The organism is Acidobacteriota bacterium (assembly GCA_009861545.1).
In the GTDB taxonomy this organism is placed as follows: Bacteria; Acidobacteriota; Vicinamibacteria; order Vicinamibacterales; family UBA8438; genus WTFV01.
In genome coordinates this window covers 1-23505 of record VXME01000124.1, presented here as the reverse complement: position 1 = coordinate 23505, position 23505 = coordinate 1, and the positions used below count along the sequence as shown (strand labels likewise).

The following is a 23505-nucleotide window of genomic DNA, read 5'->3' as shown; positions in this document are numbered from 1 at the left end:
AGTCGATGTCTGAACCGAACACGGTCCACACAGCCGGGAAACGGCTCCGGCGGCTGGCCACCGACACGTTCGCCACGGTCGCGGGCGAACTCGTGCTCGACGACGTCGATTGCCTCTGGTGGGTGGAGTCGGGCGAGGTGGATGTCTTCGTCGTGGAGCTCGAAGGCGATCGGGTCGTCTCGAGCTACAAGCACGTGACCCGCGCCGAGGCGGGGCGCCTGCTCTTCTGCGTGGACGGGACCGGGGAGTCCCGTCTGCAACTGCGCCTGAAGGGGCTCCCGGGGTTCCGCGTGCAGAGGCTTCCCCTTCCGGGCGTTCTCGAGAGCCTGTCGCCGAGCGCCTTCGCGCAGGAGACCGACCTGTGGGTCGAGGCCTTGTCGGAATGCGTGGCGCGCGACGTCCCACTGCTGCCGAGAGTCGATATTGCCGTCCGGACGGGAGAGGAGGTCCTGATAGCACCGCAGGCGGCAGTCTCGGCCCATCGCGGTATCGTATGGCTTCCGACCCGCCGGGTGGGGGCGTTCCTGGGGACCGGTCACACCGGACCGGACATGCCCGAGTTCATGCCCGTTACGCCCTGCACCTGGATGACCTTCGGCGCGACCGCGGAGGTTTCCACCATCTCGTCCCTGGACCTCGTCCGACAAGGGCGGTTGGAAGGCGCCTTGCGGGAATTCCACCGCATGGTGTTGGCGGCGGAACGACTGACCCGGAGGCTGGCCTCGATAGACGTCGCCAATCTGCAGGTCGACAGCGCGAAGTTGCGCGAGGGGGCAGCGGACGAGGCGCGACGCGAACTCCGACGCATCGCGCAGCCCGGTCGCGGCCTGTCCGGCCCGCCCTTGGGCGGCTCCCCGCTGATGCAGGCCCTCAGGCCGATCGGCCGGAGGGAGCAGATACGTTTCGTGGAACCCGAGGGGGTGGAGCCGACCCTCGAGGGCATTCTCATCGCCTCGGGGGTGCGGGCGCGCGAGGTCGATCTCTCGTCCGAGAGCAACTGGTGGAACGGGGACAGCTTCTCGATGCTGGCGTTTCGGCGCGAAGACGGCCGTCCCGTCGCCCTGCTCCCGAGCGCCATCGGCCCCTATCGAATCATCGACCCCTCGGCGGGCGGCTCGAAGCGTCTGAACGGTGCGGACGTGGCGCGGCTGGAGGACGGGGCCTGGGTCTTCTATCGGCCGTTTCCACCCCGTCCGGTCACGACGAAGGATGTGGCCTTCATGGCGGGGCACCGCCTGCCGATGGAGGCGGCGCGCTTCGCGGCGGCGGGCCTCCTGGTCGGCCTGTGCGCCTTCTTTCCCCCCTTCGCCGTCGGACTGTTCGCGGACTGGGTCATGCCGGCCGGAAGCCGGGAGCTCCTGTGGTCGCTGACGGCGGTGATGCTGGTCGTGGCGCTCTTCGGCGTCCTCATGACCCTGCAGCAGACCTCGACGCTGCTCCGGGTCGAGGCGCGCGCCGCCACCCGCCTCGGCGCAGCGGTCTGGGACCGCATCGTCGCCCTGCGGCCGAGCTCCCTGCGGGGCTATTCCGCGGGGGAGCTGACCTCGCGCGCCCTGGTGTTCCACAGCCTGCGGGAGCGTGCGTCGAACGTCGTCACGAGCGCGCTCGTCTCGGTCCTGTTCTTGTTTCCCACCCTGTTTTTCCTGTTCTCGTACGACCCCGCGCTCGCCGGCGTCAGCCTGACCGTCGGCCTTGCCGCGGCCGCGGCGATCGTCGGGCTCGCGGTCATGCAGTTCGCGCCACAGCGACGCCATGTCGACGCGCGCCAGAGGCTCGCCGGGACCCTGTCCCAGCTCATCGCCGGCATCGGCAAGCTGCGATCGTCCGGCGCCGAGGACAGCGCGTTCGCATTCTGGGCGCGAGGCTACGTCCGTCAGAAGCGGGCGGAGATTCAGGTGAACCGCCTCAACGAGCTGGCGGTCGCGATCACCGCGAGCATTCCCGGGGCGGCGTCGGCGATCCTGTTGGCGACGACCCTGCTCCTGGACTCCGGGGACATGACGGCGGGCGCGTTCTTCGTCATCTATGCCACGTCCATGATGTTCTTCGGCGCAACCACGCGCCTCGGCGCGACCGTGCAGGCCCTGTCGTCGATCATTCCGGAGTATCAGCAGGTGAAGCCGCTGCTCGCCCTCGCCCCGGACGTGCGCGACGACGTCGCCGGGGGGGGCGAGGTCGACCTGCGGGGCGACCTGCGTTTCGAACGGGTCGGCTTCGCCCACCCGGACAGCGACGCGGCCGCCCTCGACGACGTCTCGCTGCACATACGTCCGGGAGAGTTCGCCGCGATCGTCGGCGAATCCGGCGCCGGGAAGAGCACGCTGCTCAATCTCGCCCTCGGTCTCGAGGAGCCCACCCGCGGCGCCGTCTACTACGACGACCATGACGTGGCGCAGCTCAATCGGCGAACGTTGCGGCGCCAGCTCGGCGTCGTCTCCCAGAACGGGAGCCTCCAGCCGGGATCGGTGCTGACCAACATCATCGGGGTTGCCCGCGACCTGACGGAAGAGAACGCGTGGGAAGCGGCGAGACTCGCTGCCGTCGACGAGGACATTCGCCAGATGCACATGGGCATGCATACGCCGGTCGGAGACACCGGGGCGTTCTCGGGCGGGCAGATGCAGCGAATCCTCATCGCCGCGGCGCTGGTTCGCAAGCCTCGCGTCGTGTTCCTCGACGAGGCGACCAACTGGCTCGACAACAAGTCGCAGGCCCTGGTGATGGAGAGCATCGGAAGGCTGGCGGCAACCCGGGTGGTCATCGCCCATCGGCTGTCCACCATTCGAGCGGCGGATACCATCCATGTATTGGAGAAGGGGAGGCTGGTGCAGTCGGGCTCGTACGAGGATCTCGCCCGCGAGCCCGGGGCGTTCCAGCGTCTCATTGCCCGACAGCTTCTGGAGCCGGGTACGATGACGGAGGGAGAACAGGCATGAAGGCATCGCAGATGTTCCGCGGCGTCAAGCCGGTCCTGGGCGGGATCGCCATGCGGGCCCAGTTCCGGCAAGAGGAGGCCTACGAGGATGCCCTCGCGCATGTCATCGCCCGGCGCGCGGGCATCCCTCCGATCAAGCTGGGCTTCGAAGACGCCCGTGAGCAGCCGGCGGAAGCTCCGCCGCCCCCCCTGGCCATCGAGGAGTTCCGGGTGACCGGCGAGGAAGAGGGCGTGCGTGGTCTGGAGAGACTGTTCTGTCCGCTCGGGTCGCGGGCCTTCCACCAGGCCCAGTACGAGCGCACTCGTCCCATGCTCTTTCGCGGGCCGCGTGAGCGCTTCCACCATCTGGTGTCCTGGGAGGCCCTCACCGACCTGATCTACAACCGCAACCTGTCCCAGTCGCAACTGCAGGTCGTGCAGGACAGCAACTACGTTCCGGATCACCTCTACTCCTACCTGGGCTACCGCTTCGGCTCGCGCTCGCATGCGCCGTGGCACGGCACCGTCAACCCGCAGAGGTTCGAAGCCTTCGTGCGCAACGGCGCATCCGTGATCCTCAACAGCGTGCATACGATTCACGAGCCGGCCCGCGCGCTGATCAGCGAGATAGAGAGCAGCGTGGCCACCTACGCCGGCGTCAACCTCTACGCGTCCTGGCGCGCCACGCCGTGCTTCAGCACGCACTGGGACGATCACGACGTCTATATCATCCAGGTGCGGGGTCAGAAGGTCTGGCGTCTGTGGGGAGAGGTGCGAAGGCAGCCGCTCGGCCGCGACGTGGAGCCCAACGACGTTGCGCCCGCCCACCCCGTGTGGACGGGCACCCTCGACGAAGGGGACGTGCTCTACATTCCCCGGGGCTGGTGGCACAGCGCCCACGTCGCCGAGGAGAACGACGGTCGGGGCACCATTCATCTCACCCTGACCCCTCACTATCTCAAGGGCACGGACCTTCTCCGCTGGCTGGAGGCGAGGGTTGCCAGCCACGAGGGCCTGCGGCGCAACGTGCCCCTCTTCGCGAACGACGAGAGTCTGCGCGACTTCCTGCTCGAATTCAGGAAGGTGGTGGACGCGGCCCTGGTCGAGGCCGGCGAGGGCGCCCTGGCCCATGACCTGCAGCGTTCGTGGCAGGCGCTGGCGCCGGGCCAGTTCCTGGAACGGATCGAGCCGTGGCGAAGCGAGGCCTGGGAGGAGTTGGAGCTGAGCATTCGCGGCTGGGAGCAGGCGCGCGTACGAGTCGGGCCCGGGGAGGGGGTCTTCGGGCTTCGCGCGAACGGCCAGGAGTTCGAGCTGGACGCGCGCTGCCGGAGCCTGATCGAGTCGCTGCTGGAACGGGGACCCATCCGCGTCGGAGAGTTCCTCGAGCTGGCGGCGGCGTCCTTCGAGCGGAAATTCGCGACGGACTTCGCCGTGGAGCTGATCAAGGTAGGCGCCGCCATCGCGACGGCGAAGAACGGCGCATGACCGCCGGCAGGGCGGACGGTGGACGCGGTCGCCCGCCGCGACGGGGGCGTCGCCGGCCCCTCGGCGACAGCTATCGCTGACCGGGCATCGCGCGCGCGCGATGGAGCGCGGCGACGCAGCAGGCCGTGTCGTAGCACCGGGACGCGAACGCGAAGCGGCGTTCCTCCGGCCAGAGAGGGCCGGAGGAAAGGGGGCAGGCGGGCCAGCCGCCGTCGCGTTGCTGCCGCATCAGCAGGAGGCGCGCCGACGCGGCGAGCTCGGCGCGGGAAGGAGGGCAACCGACGGAATGGAGGGACACGAGAGCGCGGGCGGTGCGCAGAAGGTCGCCGTAGGACCCGTCGTCCTCGCGCCGGTCCCGGATGCGCGCCGCGAGCAGCGATCGGACGTCCTCGAAGAGGGGCGTCTGCAACTGGTGAGCTCGCGCCATGGCGGCGTAGAGATCGATCGGGTCCCAGTAGTAGTGGATGGCCTGGCGCTCGTCGCCGGTCTGGAGGAGGGAGGCCAGCCAGTCGCGCGTGGGCCGGGTGGCGGCGCTTTCGCCGAGATACGCCAGCGCGTTGGCGTTGACGATCGCGTCGGCGTCGATCGAGGTGATTGGCCCATCCCGCAGCCAGGTGTGGAAGCGGCCCCGGCCGTCGCGGTTCCGCGTCAGGCGCTCCCGGTTCCAACCGGCGAGCAACCAGGGATGGAACCCCAGGGCCAGAGAGCAGATCGAGGTGGTGTCCACGTCCGGCGGCAGGTGTGGCCAGTACCTCCAGACTCCGGGGAACTCGATCGTGTCGCCGAGGTGGTGTCGCGTGCGCGACAGGACGGCCTCTGCACGCGGATCGTCGACGCCGGCGAGCTCCAGGGACCCGAGCGCGCCCACGAAGGGGTTGGCGTCAGGCAGCAGGACGGCGGGGTCGGCGAGAGCGTAATGGTGGCACTCCCATACGCCCGCTCCCGACACCGCCCCGTTCAGGAAGTCGAGGCCCCGGTCGATGGCGCTGCTCGTCTTCCCGTCGCTCGCGACGAGGATCGCTCCGTGGTCCGTTCGCTCGCCGCTCACTTCGGTAGCAGGAACGCGCCCATGTAGGCCTTGGTCGCGATGCGATCTCCGTCGATCAGGAGCTTGAGGTGATTGATCCCGGTCAGGAGTTGGTAGACCCGTCTTTCCGTCAGGAGATAGTCCCCCTCGGGCCAGGACCGCAGGGCGGCGGCCTTGGCGCGCGTACACCATCCCTTCTCGACGAAATGACCGATCATCGGGGCCCAGAACCTGGCGCGTCGGCGGTGCCAGGGTTCCCCGAGGAGGAGCTCGAACGCCAAGCGGGTCGATACGCCCCGGGCGGACACGTCGCAGGCCACGCTGAGGGCGGTCCCGTCGTTCTGCCAGCGGTCGAGCCAACCGAGCGCACGCTCCAGCTGGGCCATGGAGCCGGACCACTCGATGCGTTCGAGGAACGGTACGACTTCGGTCTTCGGAATCCTGAGCACCAGACGCACCGCCCGAGGCTCGCGCCCCGGAAGCGCGCCCAGGTGGTCCGTGGTCGCGCCGCGCGGCAGCGCGCGGTACACGCGCCCCATCGCCTGGTGTTCAGCCTCGTTCGGCGCGCGGCCGACCGCCCAACCGACGGCGGAGGTCATGACGCCGTGATTGCACCTCAATCCCGGGCCGTGGCCGGGCCGCTTCGAACTCCCGGGCACGGCCAGAGCGCTGTCGTGGGGCTCGATGAAGACGCCCGGCGGCTCGCTCTCGGGCGGGCGGGAGGCGGCCAGGTCGTACTCCAGGATGACCGTTCGAAACCACTGCGAGAGGAAGCTCTCGGGCTCGGCCACCTCGGCGAGAAACTGGCCCAGGCCCCTGGCCCCCGCCGTGGCCTGCGCGCGGGCGCCACGTCGAATCAGGTGGCGGGAGAAGCTCGACCCGGGCTGCACCGAGAGGAACAGGTCGCAGTCGGCAGGGCCTTGGTCGAGTCGGCTCTCGAAGCCGAAGGTCGACTCCAGCGCAAACGCAGGGAACTGCGACGCCCACCGCAAGGTCCGGCTCCTGCCTGGGGCCGAGAGGATCGCTTCGGGTACGACTTCGAGCACGGCCGACATCACCTGGTCCATGGGTGCCAAAGGCAACGAGCTGGACATGCACTGTTCCTTGTCGGCGGACGACGCGGACGGCCACTCCCGTTCCGGCGAGTGCCGGCCATCGTCGCTTCGGGTCGCCGCCCAGGTGGTGGCGGTTTCGCCGAATGGCGCGCCGCGAGGTCCGACAGCTTACCACGGAGCCGGCGCCGGGCCGGGTCCCGGCAGAGCCGGGAAGAAGGCGTAGCGTGGATGAAGGTGTGCGGGGAAGGACCATGACGGACTCGGCCACGGAAGAGACAGGAGACGGAGCGAATCCCATGAATCGTGACGACGAGTTGAGCCCGGAGTTGGAAGACCTGGGACTGAGGACCTACGCGGCGGAACTCGCGGACAGCGGCTTGACCGTGGTTCCTCCGCAAGTTACCGGCTGCTCGGCGCCGTCGGTACGTGGCCTGGCGGACTTGGTGTTGCGGCGGGCGACGGAGTTCATAGGCTGCGGGTTCACGCTGGAAGGCGGCCCGGATGCCGACCTCGAGTACCACCCGGACGCGGAGCCGGTAAATATAGTGGTTCGCACCGGGAACAGGCCGAAGCAAGTCGTCATTCAGCGACTCGCCAGCTATCACCGTGCGTTTCGAGACCTCGCCGTGCACCCCGTTGCGGTAGCGCTGGCGCGGCATCTGATCGGTGAGGCCCGAACACGCTTCTCGCACCACCAGTCCTTCATCAAGTGGCAGGACGAATCGGGGTACGGCTCGACGCTGGGATTGCATGCCGATCAGACGGCGGTTCCCGAACCCTGGGGGCGGACGGCGTTCGTGGCGAACGCGACCTGGTGCCTCACCGACTACACCATGGAGGGCGGGGCCCTCGCCTACGTTCCGGGCTCTCATCTTCGTGACGGCAAGCCCGAGGGCACCGAGGCGGCACTGGAGGCGGTGCCGGTCGAAGCTGAGGCCGGGAGCCTGATCGTCTGTCACGGGGCGACCTGGCACGGTGCGTATCCGAGGAAGATTCCGGGTCTGCGGTTGTGCGTGACGAACCTCTACCGGCACCTGATGGTCACTTCCCAGGAGGATCTGCGTCACTCGCTGGATCGCAGCCTCGCCGACGACTGCCGGAATCCGGAGTTGTTCCGGGAACTCGCCGGATTCAACGACGGATTCCCCTATGTGACGCAGCGCAGACCCGTCCGGGTGGTGTCGTAGGTAGGAGAGCTGGTCTCTAGCTGAGCCAGGAGTCTGCGCCGCAGAAAACAGATGCGACAATTGTAGGCGCGAGCCGACGACGGAAGGACTCGATGTCGACCACATTCCGCCCCTACGCGCGATTGGTGTTTGTCGGTGTCGGGCTTGGCAAACGTCACGTCGTCGGTGCTGATGGCGCCGATCAAGCAGCGGTTCGTCAACGCGATCAAGGGCTACGCCGAACGGGACGGCATCGACATCGTGTCGTTCCGCCGAGGCGAGCGCAAGGCTGATCTTGCGGATCTGCGCCCGCCCGCGCCCCGGGCACGGGCCGGGTGTCGACCTTCTGCGAAGCGCAGCTCGGGGCTGGTCACTCCGGAAGCCCGGCTCGTCCGCCGTGCGGTCGACTCTGCCATCGTATTGCCGGGCCCGCCCGAGGCTGCTCGACGTGGACGCGCTCGGCACGATCGTGTACGGTTTGCTCGGTGGTTCTGCCGTAGCGTTGAGCACCCGACTGCTGCAGCCGGGCGGAAATCGCCACCGACCCTCCTCTGGGCGGGACGCCCCAACGGGAACGGATCGTGGCCAACATCCGACTGGCCTTGCGCCTGCTCCTCAAGACCCCGGTCATCACGAACGTCGCGATCTTGTCGCTGGCCCTCGGCATCGGGGCGAACGCGGCGATCTTCTCCCTCTACAGCCAGATCCTGCTTCGCCCGTTGTCGGTCGTCGAGCCCGAACGGCTGGTCAACCTCGAAGCCCCGGGACCCAAGGGCGGCTCGAGCAGTTGCGACGGCGCGGGCGGATGCGACGAAGTCTTCAGCTACCCGATGTTCCGTGATCTCCAACGGGATCAGACAGTCTTCACCGATATCGGCGCGCACCGCGGCTTTGCGGCCAACGTCACCTACCGGGGGCAGACCGTCAGCCTCCGGGGGACGCAGGTCTCCGGGTCGTACTTCCCGCTCCTGGGCCTCGCACCCACGGTCGGAAGGCTGTTCGGTCCGGAAGTCGACGCGCCCATCGGCGGGCATCCCGTCGTCGTGCTCAGCCACGAGTTCTGGCAGTCCGATCTCGGGGGCACGCGCGACGTGCTCGGCGAGGCCCTCGTCGTCAACGGCCAGCCGCTGACCATCGTCGGGGTGACCCCGGCCGGGTTCCAAGGCACGACCTTCAGCCAGCCGTCCAGCATCTTCGTGCCGGTAACGATGCATGGCAGGCTGTCGGCGGGCGCCGGCGAAGACCGCTTCGAGAACCGGCTGAGCTACTGGCTCTACCTCTTCGCGCGCCTCGGGCCGGCGGTCTCGCGGGAGCAGGCCCGCGCGGCGGTGCAACCGCTGTACCGGAACATCCTGAGCGAGGTGGAGGCGCCACTGCTGGCCAGCCCGAGCGACGAGTTCCGGGCGCGGTTCGCGGCGCGGCCGCTGCCTGTCGAGGACGGACGCAGGGGACAGAACATCGTGCACGACGTGGCCGGCTCCCGCCTGCTCCTGCTGTTCGTCGTCACCGCGCTCGTCCTCTTGATCGCGTGCGCCAACATCGCGAACCTGTTGCTCGCGCGCTCGGCCGCGCGCGCGCCCGAGATGGCGGTGCGGCTCGCGATCGGCGCCCTGCGGCGGCACCTGCTCGTGCAGCTCCTCACCGAGTCGTGCCTTCTGGCTGCCCTCGGCGGCGCGGCCGGCCTGCTCGCGGCGCGATGGACGCTGCGCCTCATCGGCATGCTCCTGCCGCCGGAGGTCTTTGCGTACGTCCCGTTGACCCTCGATCCGTATACCGTCCCGTTCACCGGCGCTCTCGCGCTCGCGACGGGCGTGCTGTTCGGGCTCTTTCCAGCGTTCCACTGCACGCGGTCGGCGCTGATCTCGGTGCTCAAGGACGAGGCCGGCCAGCCGGCGGGCGCCCGTGCGGCCGTCGGTTTCCGGCACGGAATGGTCGTGGCTCAGTTCGCCCTGGCGATGACGCTGCTGGTGGCCGGGGGGCTCTTCATCCAGAGCCTGCGCAACCAGAGCCGCGTCGACCTCGGCGTCCGGACCGCCGACGTGGTGACGTTCCGTCTCTCGCCCGCCCTCGACGGCCAAGGGGACGCGCAGGTACGCGCGCTCTACGAGCGGGTCGAGGAAGGGCTGGCGGCCCAACCGGGCGTGACCGGAGCGACCGCGTCGTCGACGGCGGTGCTCGCGGGATCCGGTCAGGGAACGTCCGTTATGGTCGAGGGCTTCGAGGCCGGACCGGATACGAACCGCAGCACGAGGTTCAATCAGATCGGCACCGATTACTTCCGGACTCTCGGCATCCCGCTGCTGGCGGGTCGGACGTTCACCGAGTCGGACGTGCCGCGAGCGCCGCCGGTCGCGGTCGTCAACGAGGCGTTCGCCCGCCGGTTCGGGCTCGGACGCGAGGCCGTGGGCAGGCGCCTGGGCCGCGGCGGGCTCGACGCCGCGCTGGACACCGAGATCGTCGGTCTCGTTGCCAACGTCCGCCAGGACGACCCCAGGGTCCCCGCCCCGCCGCTGCTGTACCTCCCCTATCGCCAGGAGGAGACGGTCGGGTCACTTGCGTTCTACGTCCGGAGCGTCCTTCCGGCAACCGGCATGTTGCGCTCGGTCCCCGCGCTGGTGGCCGGGCTCGCGCCCAACCTGCCGGTCACCGACCTCAAGACGCTGACGCAGCAGGTGGATGACACCGGTTTCCAGGACCGAGCGATGGCGGTGCTGTCCGCGGCCTTCGCGGCGATCGCGACCGTGCTGGCGGCGATAGGGCTTTACGGCGTGCTCGCCTACTCGGTGGCCCAGCGCACGCGCGAGATCGGCCTGCGCAAGGCTCTCGGCGCCGACGCGGCGCGACTGCGCGCCATGGTTCTCGGCCAGGTCGGACGGATGACCCTCGCGGGCGGCGTGCTCGGCTTCATTGCGGCGTTCGGCCTCGCGCGGGTCGCGCAATCGATGCTCTACGAAGTCAACGGCCTGCCGCCCGCCATCGGGGCCGCGGCGGGCTTGGTTCTGACCGCCGTCGCCTTGGCCGCCGGGCTGCTGCCCGCGCACCGGGCGGCGCGGGTCGACCCGATGAACGCGCTCCGGAACCGGTAGTTCTGGTGGGCACGTGCTTCGCTGCCACCCTGTTGTTTCGCCAATTACCGGTGACGAAACGCCATCAGAGCACTACTTGGCCGTCCCGGGCGGTTGACTCTGCACGGGCTCCGAATACAGCCCGCGCACAGACGCCAGACCGTGGCCTTGGTGGTCTCCGGCGGTGCGGTCATCATCACCTTTACGGTGCTGTCGATCGCTCAGTACAGACCCGGCATGTCCCACGCGTAGATTCGCGGACTCCTCCAGTCAGCACCCGAATGGCCCGCCGACGCGGCCAACCTGGGCAAGTGGATCCACTTCATCCGGCGAGAGAAGGAACGGGAGATCATCGCTGGTGTCGTCCGCAAGATCGCCGACCAGTGGAACGGGATCGAGAACGAGTTCAACGACGACCTGCGCTACCTGGGGATCGGCCCGCTCGCGCTGCAGGCCCCGCCCGGCGGACCGGAGCTCCTGATCGGAACGCTCGAGTTCCTGGCAGCGCTCCGAGTGCAGCTGGAAGCTTACCGGCCGTTGCGGCCGCAGGCAGCCTCCCGCAAGGAAGAGTTCGAACGGTCCGAAGCGCGCCGGGCGGTAGAGGACGGGATCCTGAAGCTGACGGCCGAGTGGCAGGAGCGAATGGCGCGCGCCAGACAGGCGCAGGACGCGGCCACAGCGGCACAGAGAGCCGAGCCCACCGTCGAGGATGAAGAACAGCCGGCCGGGAAGCAGGCCGACCCAGACCCTGCGGCCATCGAGGCGCTGACCGCCGAACGCGATCGGCTTCAGGCCGAACTGAATACGCTGCGCGAGGAGAACGGTCGGCTCCGCAGCAGCAACGAGGAGCTGCGCGCCGAGAGCGGGCGGCGGGACGACGAGACCAGGAAGCTGAACGACCTGATCGTCCGCAGCCGCCGGACGGAAGAGCAGTGGCGACAGGCCTATGTCGAGAGCAGGAAGGGCCGCCGGCCCGACGACACGCCCGTCAGCATCGACAGCGTCGGCGATGCCGTGGCGCTGGCGCGCGAGGCCTTCCCCGATCGGTTGCTGATCAAGCTTGACTCGCGCTCGAACGAGAACACGCCGTTCACGAACCCTGCGGAGGTGTACGACGCGCTCGCCTGGCTCGCCACCGCGCACTGCGACGGAAACGACAATCGCATTGGAGAAGCCTGCTCCGGCTGGACGTACAAGACGAGCCAGCGGGAGGAATCGATAGCGAAGTACCGCGAGTGGTACGAGACGCTGGCCGACGGGAAGACCTGGTTCCTCGGCGCCCACATCGGGAAGGGAACCAGCCGCGACCCGCGGCACACCATCCGGATCGGATTCGTGCGTGACGACGAAGGCAACCGCGTGATCGTGGGGTTCATCAGCCTGCACCAGCGAAACCGGCAGTCATGATGAACGGGAAGACCGCACCCCCGCGGCAGGACGGCATCGGACGTGCTCGCGAACCAACGCCCCGGTGTACGGACCGTAGACCCCGCTCAGCTCGGCGACGATTCGGTCCACGACCGACTGCGGGTACCGGCAGTCGTCCGCGTCGCAGGGCGAGCAGCGTTGCTCGCGTGCGACAAGCAGGTGGCGCCACTGCCGCGTGGTTCGCCCGAGATGCCGGAGGTGCTGGCCCGCCGCAAACCCCACCCGTCGGGCCGACGGTCCCGGGGCGTCGCGGTCACGCGCGGCGCATCGCACCGCTGGATCGAGGAAGCTCTCCCAGGATCGCCTCCGGGCCCGGTCACGATGGTGTCGAGAGAGGACGGGCGCCGGGACGCGTAGCGCAACGGCGGCGCGGGACCGGCCCTGGCGAGAGGGGCGCCTGTCGGCGGTCCGCCAGATGGCCGGCGGCACGACAGCCATGGGCGCGCGAACCGGGCGGTGGCCGGCGAGGCGGCACGGGACCGGGATACCCGCTGCTTGCTGGTGCGGCTGCGGCTGGAGACCGCCCGGCGGGCGGCGCCGCCTGCGGACCCCGGGCAGGGCAGGCCCGGCCAGAGGTTCGCGGGCTAACTCGAGTGCAGGGGCCGGCCCTGCCAGGCCGGGTCGGTCATGCAGGCTGACGAACCGGACACCGGCATGCGACACAACGACACGCTGGCGTCCGTCGAGACGACGATGCGTTTCCTCGCGGTGTGCGAGCGGTACGGTTCGGAAGAGTCGGCGGTGGCCGCTGTCGTGCGGGGCCGGCGCGCGGGCGTACCGGGTTACCCTACCGCGACGACTGGCCGGCGTGGAATGCGGCCGAGATGCGTGCGGCGGTCGACTACCTCGAGCAGGCCGGCGCCGCGGCGACCGAATCCGGCGCGCTGGGTCGGTAGCGGCCCCGTCGGTCTCGCCGGCGGTCGGCGGCGGACGCTCGTACATACCGGCGGTCCGGCGCGATGCGGCGGCGGGTCGCCCTGGAGGGAGCAGTTCACGATGTCGAGCAGCGGAATCCTGGCGCGCTGCGCAACGAGGAGCGCTCGCTCAAGAGCCAGCTCGTCGCCATCCAGCGCGCCATCGAGGCGATCGAAGGAGCTGCCGCGCCGACCGCCCGGCGCGGCAGGAAGAAAGCGGTCAAGACGGTCGGGAGGCGCAAACGCACGATGACCGAGGAGCAGCGCCGCGCCGTGGCCGAGCGGATGCGCAAATACTGGGCCGCGCGCCGGGCGGAAAACGCCAAGGCGAACTGACCGCAGCATGACGCGAACTGGGCGGCTTCGTTCTACACAGTGCGGCATCGCCCGGTTTACCGCGGAGCCATGGAGAAACTGGGTGCGGCCGGCTGCTCCTGCCGCTCGGCGGCGTGCCGCTTGCGCCGCGCTCGCCCCGTGCAGAGGATCGCTGCTCGCCCACGATCCTGGCCGCGTCAAGCGGCCCGAAATTGACACCCAAGCTGACACCCAAAGTGACACCCTACGGAGCGGACGCCCGTGCGATTCCTGGACATCACTGGAAGCGAAAGTCCGCGAATTCCTCAGCAAATGCACCGTTGGACGCCACCGGACGCGGGCGGGTCGGCGGAAACCGAGCTTTTAATCAGGGTGTCGCTGGTTCGATCCCAGCGCGGCCCACCAATAGAATCAACAACTTACAGGGGAAAAATCGCACTTTCGCCTCGGCGGAAGACCGGTTTGACACCCTAACTCGCTGATTACTGACACCCACGGGACGCTCATTCCCTCCCTCGAAGGTCGTCGAGGAACTCCGACCCGGGGTCGACGCCGGTCACCAGCAGCCGGTCGCGCACCCGGGTGCAGGCGACGTGGAGTAAGTGGCGCTCTGTGCCGTAGACCTCCTCCAGATCGGCGTCATCGCCGACGCGTTCGATGCGGGCCTGCAGTGGAATGACCTCGTCGTCGCACGTCGCGGTAGTCCTCCCAGCTCGCGAGCTGCCAAGCGTCGACCACCGTGCTCCATTCCGTCCAGAGGAAGTGGGCACCGAAACGGTGACCCTCGACATCGGCAGCCGCCTGCCGGAGCAGCTCCCGGATGTCTTCGTCCGTCGCCAGGTTGAGGCGGCCGACGTTGGCCGTGTAGAGGCGCCGCCCGATGGCGCTCATCGAATGCACCTCGAGACGCTCCGCGATCTTCGGCTCGTTCCCGACGAGGCGTCTGAGGCGCGTTCGCAGTGCGGTGGCCAGCGCATCGGAGAAGGTGGCCAGCAGCACGCGGCTCTCCGGATGTGCGCGCGCCAGATGCACCGCCCTGTGGAGCGCGACGATGGTCTTGCCGGTGCCGGCCGAGCCCGCGACACGCGCCGGTCCCGTGTACTCGCGTTCGACGAGCTGTCGCTGGGCCGGATGCAGGAAGACGGTCCATTTCTCCCAGGGATAGTCGAGGGCCCGTTCCAGCGCCTCCACGTCCGCCACTACCCGGAAGCGGCGCTGCGCGTCCGGATGCGCGAACGGATCGGCGCCCGCCACGGCAGGCGCCGGGCGATCAGGTGCACCGCCGGTCGCAAGTGCAGCAGCGCCTCGGCGGCCTCGCCCGGCAGGTGATCGGCGAGGTCGAGCAGCGTGTCCTCGGTCGCGGCCCGTACGTCGTTCAGCCACTCGACGGGCACGCCGTAGCCCAGCAGATCGTCGTCCGACGCGTCAGCGAAGAAAGCCGTCCGCGACGCCGCCGGTCTGCCAGCCGCGTCGCCCAGGGCGGACGTGGGGACATCGACCTCCACATACCGCGGCACCGAAATCTCGCGGACCGTCTCCCGAATCTCGACGAGCTGCGCCGCACCTGTCCTTGGATGCTGCTCCAACCGCCGTCGTTCGGCCCATTGATAGGCGGCGTCGTGGTGATCGACTTAGCAGAGGAGGAAGCTGGAAGCGGTCCGGTGGACGATCAGCCGGATGTCGCGGCTGTCCCGAACGGACCAGAAACGCTTGTCCTTTGCCGATCGACCTGGTGCAGCTTCAAGCCCGGATGCGCCGGGTTCATCTGCAGGTCGAACGCCGCGGTCTTGACCGCCTTCTGCTCGTCGCCGGTCAGCTTCGCGAGGCTGTCGGTGAATGTGTCGGCGATTCGGAACTGCATCGGAAATCAAGACCGTTGCGCCCGGTCAGAACCGTCCGCACCCGCCGGAACTTCTACACGGCGAAGCAGAAATCGTGCTCTTCGAAACGCGACACCTTCGAGCCGCGAAACACGTTCGCCTGCGTCTTGCTGACCTGCGTCGTCACGCCGTCGTCGACGAGCCGCACGTTGCGGCCCAGGCCGACTCTCAGTGACCGCATCAACTCCTGTCTCAACTCGGTCTTCTGCAGCCGCCGCCCACCGATGCGAATCACTATCCTCGCGCGCTCGGCCAGCAAGGGCGCCAGCCCCTTCATCGATTCCCGGATGAATGTCCAGTAGTTGTCCCTGTTGTAGTGCCGGTCGTCGCCGCGACCGCGGGGCAGCAGCGGTTCGCCACCGAGAAACCAGAGGCGCAGCCACTGGTCCTCGCGATAATTCGTCGTGTCGAGGTACGGCGGCGACGTGATCACGTCGGAGACCCGGCCGGTGAGCGACGGGAACGCGTCTGCAACCCGACGCGCATCGATTTGGACGACCGCGGCCGATCCCTCCGGCGGACGCGTCCGGAAGCGGTACTCGAGCATCCGTTCGAGGATGTCGAAGACATCCCGTTGCGGCGGCGCGTACCCGCGCCGCGTCCACCAGCGAACCGAGTAGTCCGGCTTCGTGCTGATGGTCCGCGGCATGCGATTGCTGAAACAGTTGGGCGACCGATGCGACTCACCGTGCAGCGCGCCGAGACACAGCGCAGCAATGAACCGGTCGTCCTTCCGATTGCGCCAGTCCAGGACGGACCGCAGGTAGCGCACCTGGAGCAACGTTTCCTCATGAAAGCAGAGGTCGAAGAATCGATCGAGATCCCCCTGCCACTCTCCGTCGGCCGGCTCACGGCATTCCCGCCGCAGCTCGTCCAGGCGCACGCGGGCGTCCGAGTACCTGGGCGCATCCCCCTTCGCGCCGGAGATGCAGACAGCCACCGGATTCAGGTCCGCGCCAGCCGCAGGCCGCCCCTGCAGCAGCGCCTGGAAGACGGTGGTGCCCCGTCCGCAATATGGGTCAAAGACGACGCCGTCGTGCGGACTCGCCGCAAGGTGCTTCTCGACGAACGTCTCCGGGAACATCGCGAAGTACGGACAGATCGAATGGAATCGATGCCTCATGCCGCCGCTCCTGCCCGGCTGCGGTAGTCCGAAACCCAACGCACAGCCTCTGCCAGCCGGTCGTACCCCTCGATCGTAGCGCCTGCGCTCACCAGCCGCGCCGCCTCTGCCACGCGACGCGGCACGCGCAGCCGGTGCAGCACGTTGCCCATCACGCGAACATCGTCCATGAACTGATTGTCGGCCGTCGCGAACGGCACGACCATATAGGGGATGAAGTCGGTCACCGGCTGCGTCCCGAACCATCGGCTCTTGAAGGCGCCCAGGTGCCCCTTGAGCGACTTGTGCTTCCAGTTCGCGCCGGTGGCAACCTGGGCAACGCCAAGCAGAAAGCCAGGCAGGCCATCGGGGTGCATGCGGGCAACGAAGACATCCACCTGATCGTCCTGGGGCCGCTCGGGCGCGCCGATCTGCCGCTGAACCAACCCGTCGCCAAGCCGCTCCCAGATCTGCTCCAGCTTGGCGACAAACCCCGATCGGTCCGGCCTCGGCGACCCGAACGACCAGGCGTCGCCCTCGAGCTCCGCGGCCAGGGCCGCGGTGGCGAAGTACTGGAAGTACTCCCGCAATCGCCGCACCTCCGCATCGTCCGGATGGAGATCGGAGCGGTCGAGCGCGGGGGTTACCGCCCGCAGGTTGGACAGCACGAGGCTGAGCACATACGCAGTCTGCCCGAACGACTCCTCATCCAGCTCGCAGGTCAGAACATCGCCGCGACGGTCGAGCTCGAACGGATACGCCGTGCCGAGTACGCCCTGCCGTGTCTGGATCCGGTACGCGGCACTGGAGACGATTCCCTCCTCGCCGTCGAACATCTCGGCTTCCACGTCGGAGTGATCTTCCGCCGCGCCGAGAGAAGCAGCGTTCGCGAGGTCTGAGGTGCAAGCCGTGCCGTCGGCGGCGAAGAAGGCAGAGAGCTCCAGATAGTCGGCGGCCAGGTCGACGTTGATCGATGCGCCAGTTACCGCGTCCGTCGGAAGGTACAGGCCGGCCATCACTCCGCCGAACGAGCGTCACGGCGCTTCCTGACCATACGCGAGTGCACGGTTTCCGCCGTTTCCCTGATGTCATCGGCGATGTCGAGCAGCGACTGGTCGTGCCCGTCGTAGGCCCGCAGCGAACCCGCGGCGTCGCGAATGGCATCCCGCGCGCGCAGCAGCGACGCCGTGAACCGCGTGTCGGCGGTCACCGTGCTCGCGTGCGCGGTGTCCAGGCTCCGCCCCTGCTCGAGTACATGGCGACCCTCGGCGTTGACGAGGACCTCGCCAAGCCGCTTGATGTCGGGATTCTGGGTCCGCACGACCGGCTCCACCTCGTCGGTCTTCGACCCGTACATCCAGACGAGCACCTGCTTCAGGCGATCGAGCTTCTCGCGCGGAACCTGATCAGGCCTTCGATCGTGTCGCGCCCAGGCCGCTTCCAGACCCAGAAATTCCATGTATTGCGAACGAGACAGCGCCGTGTAGAGGTGGGAAAAATTGAACTTGCGCGCATAGCGATCCTCGATAGTGAACAATCCGCTCGCGCGCGCCTGCTCCAGCACGTAGATCGCAGACACCATCCGCTTGACCGTGTCATGCCGGTCGCCGATGGCGGCCGCGATCTCTTCAAGCCCCACCCCGTCGGCCTGACCGGCCCGGTACCATTCCGCAGCGAACGTGGCCTTTGCGTACGCGTCCCACTTGGCCGGGCCGTTGATATGCTTGAAGCCGATGAAGGCCCGCGCGCTCTCACGGTCGGGGACACGATAGACGGACACCTCCTCTAGCGAAGCGCGAACTGCATCGTCCACCGCCGGCACGGGAATCGAGAGCTTCTCCGCTGTCTCGATCCTGTGCACCAGTTCGGGCTCCCGCAGCAGACGAAGGGTCGCGAGCCGACGGTTCCCCTCGAGAACGGTCAGGGCGTCCGCCGCCTGGATGACGACCAGCGGCTCGATATCCAGGTAACCATTCGCGGATATCGATTGGAGCAGCTCGTCAAGCTCCGCCGAGCGGTAAAGGCGAGCGATGATCCACTCGTCGGATGCATCCGCGGCCTCGCCGGCGAGTCGCGGGTTTCCTCGGTCCAGCCGCAGCCGCTCGACCCTCACCTTCGTGGTCGTCTCAAGCTCCATGGTCGTCCCGCTTCGCATCATCGTCCGAAAGTGGTCCAGTGGCGTGCTGCCGGTGCGCCACGCGCCCGGGTAGGTGGTTCACGCGCTCGACACCGGACTTGGCCTGGCGCTGCCGGATGCGCCTGAAGATCTCCTTCTCGACATCGTAGCCGCACCGAACGGCGAACTTGTCGCGCCTCGCTCGCACCTCAGTCACGATAGGGTCGTCAGTCATCGCCAGGACAGTCGCTGCCGTCCGTCGCTCACACCCGGAACACCTTCATCACCTCGTCGCCGAGGTGGTTGATGACCTTGACGGCGATGCGGCCCGAGTCGGGGCGGTCGAACGGACGCAAGATGTCGCTGTGGAGCGATGCCCACGCGTCGGCGTCGATCTCGGCCTTCAGCGTCGTCTTCAGCGCCTTGTAGGGGTCCTTCGCGCCGAGAAAGTAGGCGTGCCGGACGCGTGATGAACGCGACCTTGCGACGTTCGTCGCGGATCTTGTTCGTCGGCTGGCCGGTCCCGTCGAGCTCCCAGTGGCGCGACGGGTACTCGTACGGCGAGTTCAGGATCGGTTGCTCGAAAAACTTGGGATCCATCTGTCTCAGGCGAATCGACCGAGCGCCGGTCCGCACTCGCCCACCGGTTGTACCGCCCGCACCCCCGAATCCAAAGGAGCTGACGTCGCCGACGGCGTCATGCCGCGTTCCGGCGGCCCAGTGCACGGCGGCGCTTTGGTCACTGACCGCGTCGTCACGGTCGGGCGGATTCTAGCGCACGTGCCAGAGACTGGTACCTCGGAGCACGATCAGATACGTGCCGGCATGATCCCGAGATCCGTAGCATGCACTCCGTCGCCCTCTGGCCCACGCGCGTGGACCGGAGGCATGAGATCCTCTCAACTGGCCCCGTAGATCGCCTTCAATGTGTGCGCATCCATGTCCGCAATTCGGTCGCTCTGCTGATCGACAGACACGAGGCGCTTGAAGAAAGAGTAACCGGAAGACGTACACCTTTGTGGTCGCCGCCGTCGATCAGACCGCGCACGAGGTTGGCCGCGCCCCAGAGGTACGAGTCGAACGCCTATTGGCCCAGGTGTTCGGTGAGAGTGCTCCGGTCGGACGTATTCCTGGTTGTCGCGCTCGACACTCAGGCTCGGCGTCGCCATGTCCTCGGGTCTCGCGATTGGTGCACGACGGCGATGACTGCGATCCAGTCGGGGAGAATCCGGTAGAAGACCGAGAACGGGAACTTCCGCACCGAAGCGCGGCGGACGGTCGACTCTACGGTCTGGTACAGCTCCGGTCGTTCCGAGATCAGGCTGAGAGTCTTTCGATTTCTTCCTCGAACGACGCCAGCACGTGGGGCGCCTCGTCGAGATGCCACCGTTCGGCGAGTGCCAGATCCTGCACCGCAGCAGACGTCAGCCGAACGGGCAGTCACGTCTTGTCGGAGAAGATCCGCTTGCGCACCGCGTCCCAGGGCACCGAACGCTCTTCCGGCAGCACACCCTCCAGGGCTGCCAGGCGGTCACGAATCAGGTCCCGCTGCCAATCGGGGACCGGAATCTCCCCCGGCGCCAGACTGTCCCAGAGTTCGACCACGAGCTCGATGCGCTCCTGTGCCGAGAGATTGAGTGCCTCTCTCTGGATCTCTGACTTGGCTAACATCGCCTCAGCATATCGGTTTCGTTCGCCCACGTGCGGAACAGATCGGACCGGCCGGTCGGCGCTGGATCGGCACACGCCGCGGCCGACACTACCCTGCTCGCGCTCCAGCACGGTGCGGAACCGCTGCGGCACCCGGCGTGGCGCCGCCCTTCACCCGTACGGATTCCACGCCGGTGCGCCGGCCCGCAGCGCCGCCTCCAGCCGGCGCCGGATGTCCTCGGGCGTCAGGACCGACGCACCGCCCTCCCGGTACATTCGCGGGGTGATGTGCTCGACCCCCTCGAAGCGCCATCGGCCGTCGGATCCGTCCGCGCGGGTCAGCTCGCCGGCCAGCGCAGTCAGGTCGACGCGCAGCGCCGGCCGACGCGAAGCCATCTGGACCCAGCTCTCGTAGCGGTAGCGGAACTCCACGCGCGCGTTGTGGACCAGCAGCAGCCGCGTGGCCGCCGTGCGGGTATGCACCGCCATCGGATGCCACTCGCCGACGGCCGGCCCCCGCACGACGGCCAAGTCCAGCTCCGGCTGCTCTTCGATAGTGATCCGGCCGGCGTCAAAGAGGTCCTCCGTGTTCGTGAGCGCCGCGTCCTCAGCGCCCCACAGCGATCGGTATTCATCGATGTCGACGAGCAGCCGAGGCAGGACGTCGAGCAACGCCCGATACAACCCCTCCTCGACCTGCGCCGCGGGACGGTCGAATAATGGCCGCGGAAACGGCGACCTCGACGGGTCCGCATGCGCCGAGATGGCAAACGCGATTCGCGCCGCGCGACGGCTCCTGAACACGCCGAAATCTCCGGCCTCGGCAACGTCGATCAGCAGGTCGCGGCGAGACGCCGCGGCGTCGGGCTCCAGCAACGCGTAGATCCCGACGAGCCCGTCGTCGTCGAAGTGGTTGTTGGAGACGACATCGGCCGGAACGTGCAGGTCGGGGCGGTCGAGATAGTTGAACACGATGGCCGTCGACGTGTCCGCCATCAGGTCGGCCGGGGTGCCGCTCCGACGCCAGTGGGACAGCGTGATCAGCGTGCGGTCATTCGCCGTGCCGTCGACGATGACGTTGGGCTCCGACGAGGCGGCGGCGTACGGCAGGTATCGCATGAGAGCCCGCTCCCGGGAAGTGTCCCTCGAACTCGAATCCCGCGCGCGCGAAACGCTCGGGCAGACTACCACGCGTCCCGGGACACTCCAGATCTGCCCTGCGGGCCGTCCGAGAGATGTTGCGGCAGCTCGATCGTCGTGTCGACCTGGCCGTCGACGGAGAAGCCTCCGCCTCCGCTGACCTCGCCCTCGCCGACGACGCGCCCTTCCTGTCCTGGTGTCCTGGGGATGCCCTCGGCGGGATGCGGTCCGCCGGCACGATGCCCGCGTGGAGCCGGCGGACGACTGAGGGCGACGTCGCCGCCGCAGATGACGCGTGTGCAGGTAGCGAATAGAAGAATAAGTAGTGCTAAAGTATGTGTATCGGTAGCGTAAAATTCTCGGACATGGAGGCGCGTGTCCGTGGCGGATCCGAACAGATCGGCGTACCGGCGGCGTGTCGTGGACGACGAGCTGGATGTGTTCCTCGAGGAGTTGCCCGCCATCAGTCTGGAGGGACCCCGCGCGGTCGGCAAGACGTGGACCGCGCGGCGGCGCGCCCGGGCCGTACACAATCTGGACGACCCGCAGACGCTGGCGCTCGTCGAAGCCGATCCCGGTCGCCTGACACGAGGGCCCGAGCCGATTTTCATCGACGAGTGGCAGCGCTACCCGCCCGCCTGGGACCTGGTACGCCGCGCGGTCGACGACAGCCCGCGGACGGGACGGTTCCTGCTGGCCGGCTCCACGGCGCCGGACACGCCGCCCACGCACTCCGGGGCGGGACGGATCGTTGCCCTGCGCATGCGGCCGATGAGCCTGTTCGAGCGCGGTCCGTCCGAACCGACGGTGAGCCTGCGACGCCTGCTCGCCGGTGAACGTGACGCCATCGACGGCGAGACCGACACGACGCTCGAGCGGTACGTCGAGGAGATCGTCACCGGCGGCTTGCCGGGATGGCGGTCGACACGTGCGCGGATACAGCAGGCGGCGCTCGACGGTTATCTGCACCGCGCCGTCGATCACGACGTCCCACTCATGGGCTATCGGGCGCGGCAGCCCGGCGTGGTGCGGCGCTGGCTGACAGCCTACGCAGCGGCCACCGCCACTACCGCGACCTACGAGACCATCCGGGACGCGGCCACCGCCGGCGAAGGAGACAAGCCCGCCAAGACCACCACGACCGCGTACCGCAATCTGCTCGAAGCGATGTGGATGGTGGAGCCGCTGCCGGCCTGGTGGTCCGTGGCGAACCCGCTCAGCCGGCTCAAGCGCGGGCCGAAGCACCACCTCGCCGACCCGGCGTTGGCGGCGCGCCTGCTCGACGTCAGCGCGGAAGATCTCCTGGCCGGGCGCTCGCACGGGCCGCGGCCGCCGCGTGATGGATTGCTGCTCGGCGCCCTGTTCGAATCGCTCGTTGCACTGAACGTGCGCGTCTACGCCCAGGCCGCGCAGGCTCGCGTCAGTCACCTGCAGACCTGGAACGACAGCCGGGAGGTCGACCTGATCGTCGAGAAGGGGCGGCGGATGGTGGCTCTTGAAGTGAAGCTGGTCGCCACCCCCCGGCGGGAAGACACCCGTCACCTGCGCTGGCTGACCGACCGGATGGGCGCCGGTGTCGCCGACGCCGTGCTCGTTACCACGGGGCGCCACGCCTACCGCGACCGCGACGGCATCGCGGTCGTCCCGGCCGCGCTCCTCGGCCCCTGAATCGCGAGGGGCGCCCGCGCGTGCCGCGTGAGGGAGTCTGCATGGTGATGCACGAAACGGCGCCCGAGCGGACCTTGCGCGTGCTGTCGCGGGTGGTCGTCATCGGGGCCGCGGTGTTCGGCACCCCGTTGGCCTGCTACCTCGCGTCCGTTGGCGGCGGCGCCTGGGCGTACAACACGTTGGGCCCCGGCGCCGGCGACATCGCCGCCGTGCTCGCTGCGGCAGCCGTGCTGGCGGGGGCTGTGCTGGCCGCCCGGTGGCTGCTGCAGCGCATCGGATGAGCGTTGCGCGGGGTCACCAGCGCTACTCGACGCCCTCCATCAGGTATTCGACGAGCGCGGGCACGATGATGTCCGGCCGCTCCAGGTGCGGCACATGACCCAGTCCGGGAAAGAGCAGCGTGCGACCGTTTCCGTTCGGGACGGTGTCGGCCAACACCTGCATTCGCTCCTGGAAGACCTCCGCCGGACCGAGCAGCAGGTCCTCCGCGCCCCCGAAGGCGAGCGTCGGCACGTGGATGTGCGGCCAGTCGTAGACGACCGGGTCCTGGTAGAGCATCTGGCTGATGATCGCCTGCACC

The 23505-nt window shown here is 68.4% G+C and carries 15 protein-coding genes and 2 pseudogenes; 8 read left to right on the top strand and 9 right to left on the bottom strand.

Going from position 1 to position 23505, the window contains the following annotated elements; all coding sequences use genetic code 11:
- Window positions 1-5: 5 nt before the first annotated feature.
- Together F4X11_19715 and F4X11_19710 are read left to right on the top strand one after the other, a co-directional pair.
- Window positions 6-2936 carry an ATP-binding cassette domain-containing protein gene (locus F4X11_19715; protein ID MYN67226.1) on the top strand — a complete coding sequence of 977 codons (2931 nt, stop codon included), beginning with the start codon at window positions 6-8 and terminating at the stop codon, window positions 2934-2936.
- Entirely contained in the window at window positions 2933-4399 is a 1467-nt protein-coding gene (locus tag F4X11_19710) for a hypothetical protein (GenBank protein MYN67225.1), read from the top strand. Before F4X11_19715 ends, F4X11_19710 begins: the two co-directional genes overlap by 4 nt.
- A gap of 70 nt (window positions 4400-4469) precedes the next feature.
- On the opposite strand, the gene F4X11_19705 is transcribed toward F4X11_19710, so the two are convergent.
- Together F4X11_19705 and F4X11_19700 are read right to left on the bottom strand one after the other, a co-directional pair.
- Window positions 4470-5447, bottom strand: a complete 978-nt coding sequence (locus F4X11_19705) for a hypothetical protein (GenBank protein ID MYN67224.1) — start codon at window positions 5445-5447, stop codon at window positions 4470-4472.
- The gene (locus tag F4X11_19700) at window positions 5444-6418 is read right to left on the bottom strand and encodes a hypothetical protein (GenBank protein ID MYN67223.1); all 975 of its coding nucleotides are present in this window, start codon (window positions 6416-6418) and stop codon (window positions 5444-5446) included. Before F4X11_19700 ends, F4X11_19705 begins: the two co-directional genes overlap by 4 nt.
- A 206-nt stretch (window positions 6419-6624) precedes the next feature.
- Here F4X11_19700 and F4X11_19695 point away from each other — a divergent pair, with 206 nt between their 5' ends.
- The 4 genes from F4X11_19695 to F4X11_19680 all read left to right on the top strand — a co-directional run bounded on the left by F4X11_19695 (window position 6625) and on the right by F4X11_19680 (window position 13390).
- Complete coding sequence (locus F4X11_19695; GenBank protein ID MYN67222.1) at window positions 6625-7668, top strand: phytanoyl-CoA dioxygenase family protein; 1044 nt, start codon at window positions 6625-6627, stop codon at window positions 7666-7668.
- A 512-nt stretch (window positions 7669-8180) separates the two neighbouring features.
- Window positions 8181-10733, top strand: coding sequence for an ABC transporter permease (locus F4X11_19690; protein MYN67221.1), 2553 nt, complete (start codon window positions 8181-8183; stop codon window positions 10731-10733).
- Window positions 10734-11225: 492 nt separating this feature from the next.
- Window positions 11226-12119: a hypothetical protein gene (locus F4X11_19685; GenBank protein ID MYN67220.1), complete on the top strand. Its 894-nt coding sequence runs from the start codon at window positions 11226-11228 to the stop codon at window positions 12117-12119.
- A 980-nt stretch (window positions 12120-13099) separates the two neighbouring features.
- Entirely contained in the window at window positions 13100-13390 is a 291-nt protein-coding gene (locus F4X11_19680; protein ID MYN67219.1) for a hypothetical protein, read from the top strand.
- A 618-nt stretch (window positions 13391-14008) separates the two neighbouring features.
- Here the strand turns inward: F4X11_19680 and F4X11_19675 are convergent.
- The 7 genes and pseudogenes from F4X11_19675 to F4X11_19645 all read right to left on the bottom strand — a co-directional run bounded on the left by F4X11_19675 (window position 14009) and on the right by F4X11_19645 (window position 21236).
- Window positions 14009-15230, bottom strand: a pseudogene (locus F4X11_19675) (hypothetical protein).
- A gap of 53 nt (window positions 15231-15283) precedes the next feature.
- The gene (locus tag F4X11_19670; GenBank protein ID MYN67218.1) at window positions 15284-16372 is read right to left on the bottom strand and encodes a site-specific DNA-methyltransferase; all 1089 of its coding nucleotides are present in this window, start codon (window positions 16370-16372) and stop codon (window positions 15284-15286) included.
- Window positions 16369-17367, bottom strand: a complete 999-nt coding sequence (locus F4X11_19665) for a hypothetical protein (protein ID MYN67217.1) — start codon at window positions 17365-17367, stop codon at window positions 16369-16371. Before F4X11_19665 ends, F4X11_19670 begins: the two co-directional genes overlap by 4 nt.
- Window positions 17367-18509, bottom strand: coding sequence for a hypothetical protein (locus F4X11_19660; GenBank protein ID MYN67216.1), 1143 nt, complete (start codon window positions 18507-18509; stop codon window positions 17367-17369). The genes F4X11_19665 and F4X11_19660 overlap by 1 nt, the downstream gene beginning before the upstream one ends.
- Before the next feature lie 221 nt (window positions 18510-18730).
- Window positions 18731-18931 (bottom strand): annotated as a pseudogene (locus F4X11_19655) (modification methylase).
- Between the two features lie 976 nt (window positions 18932-19907).
- Window positions 19908-20270, bottom strand: coding sequence for an addiction module protein (locus F4X11_19650; GenBank protein ID MYN67215.1), 363 nt, complete (start codon window positions 20268-20270; stop codon window positions 19908-19910).
- A gap of 18 nt (window positions 20271-20288) precedes the next feature.
- Window positions 20289-21236: a hypothetical protein gene (locus F4X11_19645; GenBank protein ID MYN67214.1), complete on the bottom strand. Its 948-nt coding sequence runs from the start codon at window positions 21234-21236 to the stop codon at window positions 20289-20291.
- Between the two features lie 402 nt (window positions 21237-21638).
- Between F4X11_19645 and F4X11_19640 the strand changes: the two genes are divergently transcribed.
- A complete protein-coding gene (locus F4X11_19640) occupies window positions 21639-22925 on the top strand; it encodes an ATP-binding protein (GenBank protein ID MYN67213.1) in 1287 nt (428 codons plus the stop codon).
- Between the two features lie 41 nt (window positions 22926-22966).
- Window positions 22967-23206, top strand: coding sequence for a hypothetical protein (locus tag F4X11_19635; protein ID MYN67212.1), 240 nt, complete (start codon window positions 22967-22969; stop codon window positions 23204-23206).
- Window positions 23207-23505: the final 299 nt, after the last annotated feature.

Excerpts from the sequence above, each read along its gene's own strand:
- F4X11_19635 (MYN67212.1), top strand. The coding sequence starts at position 22,967 with ATGGTGATGCACGAAACGGCGCCCGAGCGGACCTTGCGCGTGCTGTCG.
- F4X11_19665 (MYN67217.1), bottom strand. The coding sequence starts at position 17,367 with ATGGCCGGCCTGTACCTTCCGACGGACGCGGTAACTGGCGCATCGATC.
- F4X11_19645 (MYN67214.1), bottom strand. The coding sequence starts at position 21,236 with ATGCGATACCTGCCGTACGCCGCCGCCTCGTCGGAGCCCAACGTCATC.
- F4X11_19710 (MYN67225.1), top strand. The coding sequence starts at position 2,933 with ATGAAGGCATCGCAGATGTTCCGCGGCGTCAAGCCGGTCCTGGGCGGG.
- F4X11_19695 (MYN67222.1), top strand. The coding sequence starts at position 6,625 with ATGGCGCGCCGCGAGGTCCGACAGCTTACCACGGAGCCGGCGCCGGGC.
- F4X11_19680 (MYN67219.1), top strand. The coding sequence starts at position 13,100 with ATGCGGCGGCGGGTCGCCCTGGAGGGAGCAGTTCACGATGTCGAGCAG.
- F4X11_19660 (MYN67216.1), bottom strand. The coding sequence starts at position 18,509 with ATGATGCGAAGCGGGACGACCATGGAGCTTGAGACGACCACGAAGGTG.
- F4X11_19715 (MYN67226.1), top strand. The coding sequence starts at position 6 with ATGTCTGAACCGAACACGGTCCACACAGCCGGGAAACGGCTCCGGCGG.
- F4X11_19670 (MYN67218.1), bottom strand. The coding sequence starts at position 16,372 with ATGAGGCATCGATTCCATTCGATCTGTCCGTACTTCGCGATGTTCCCG.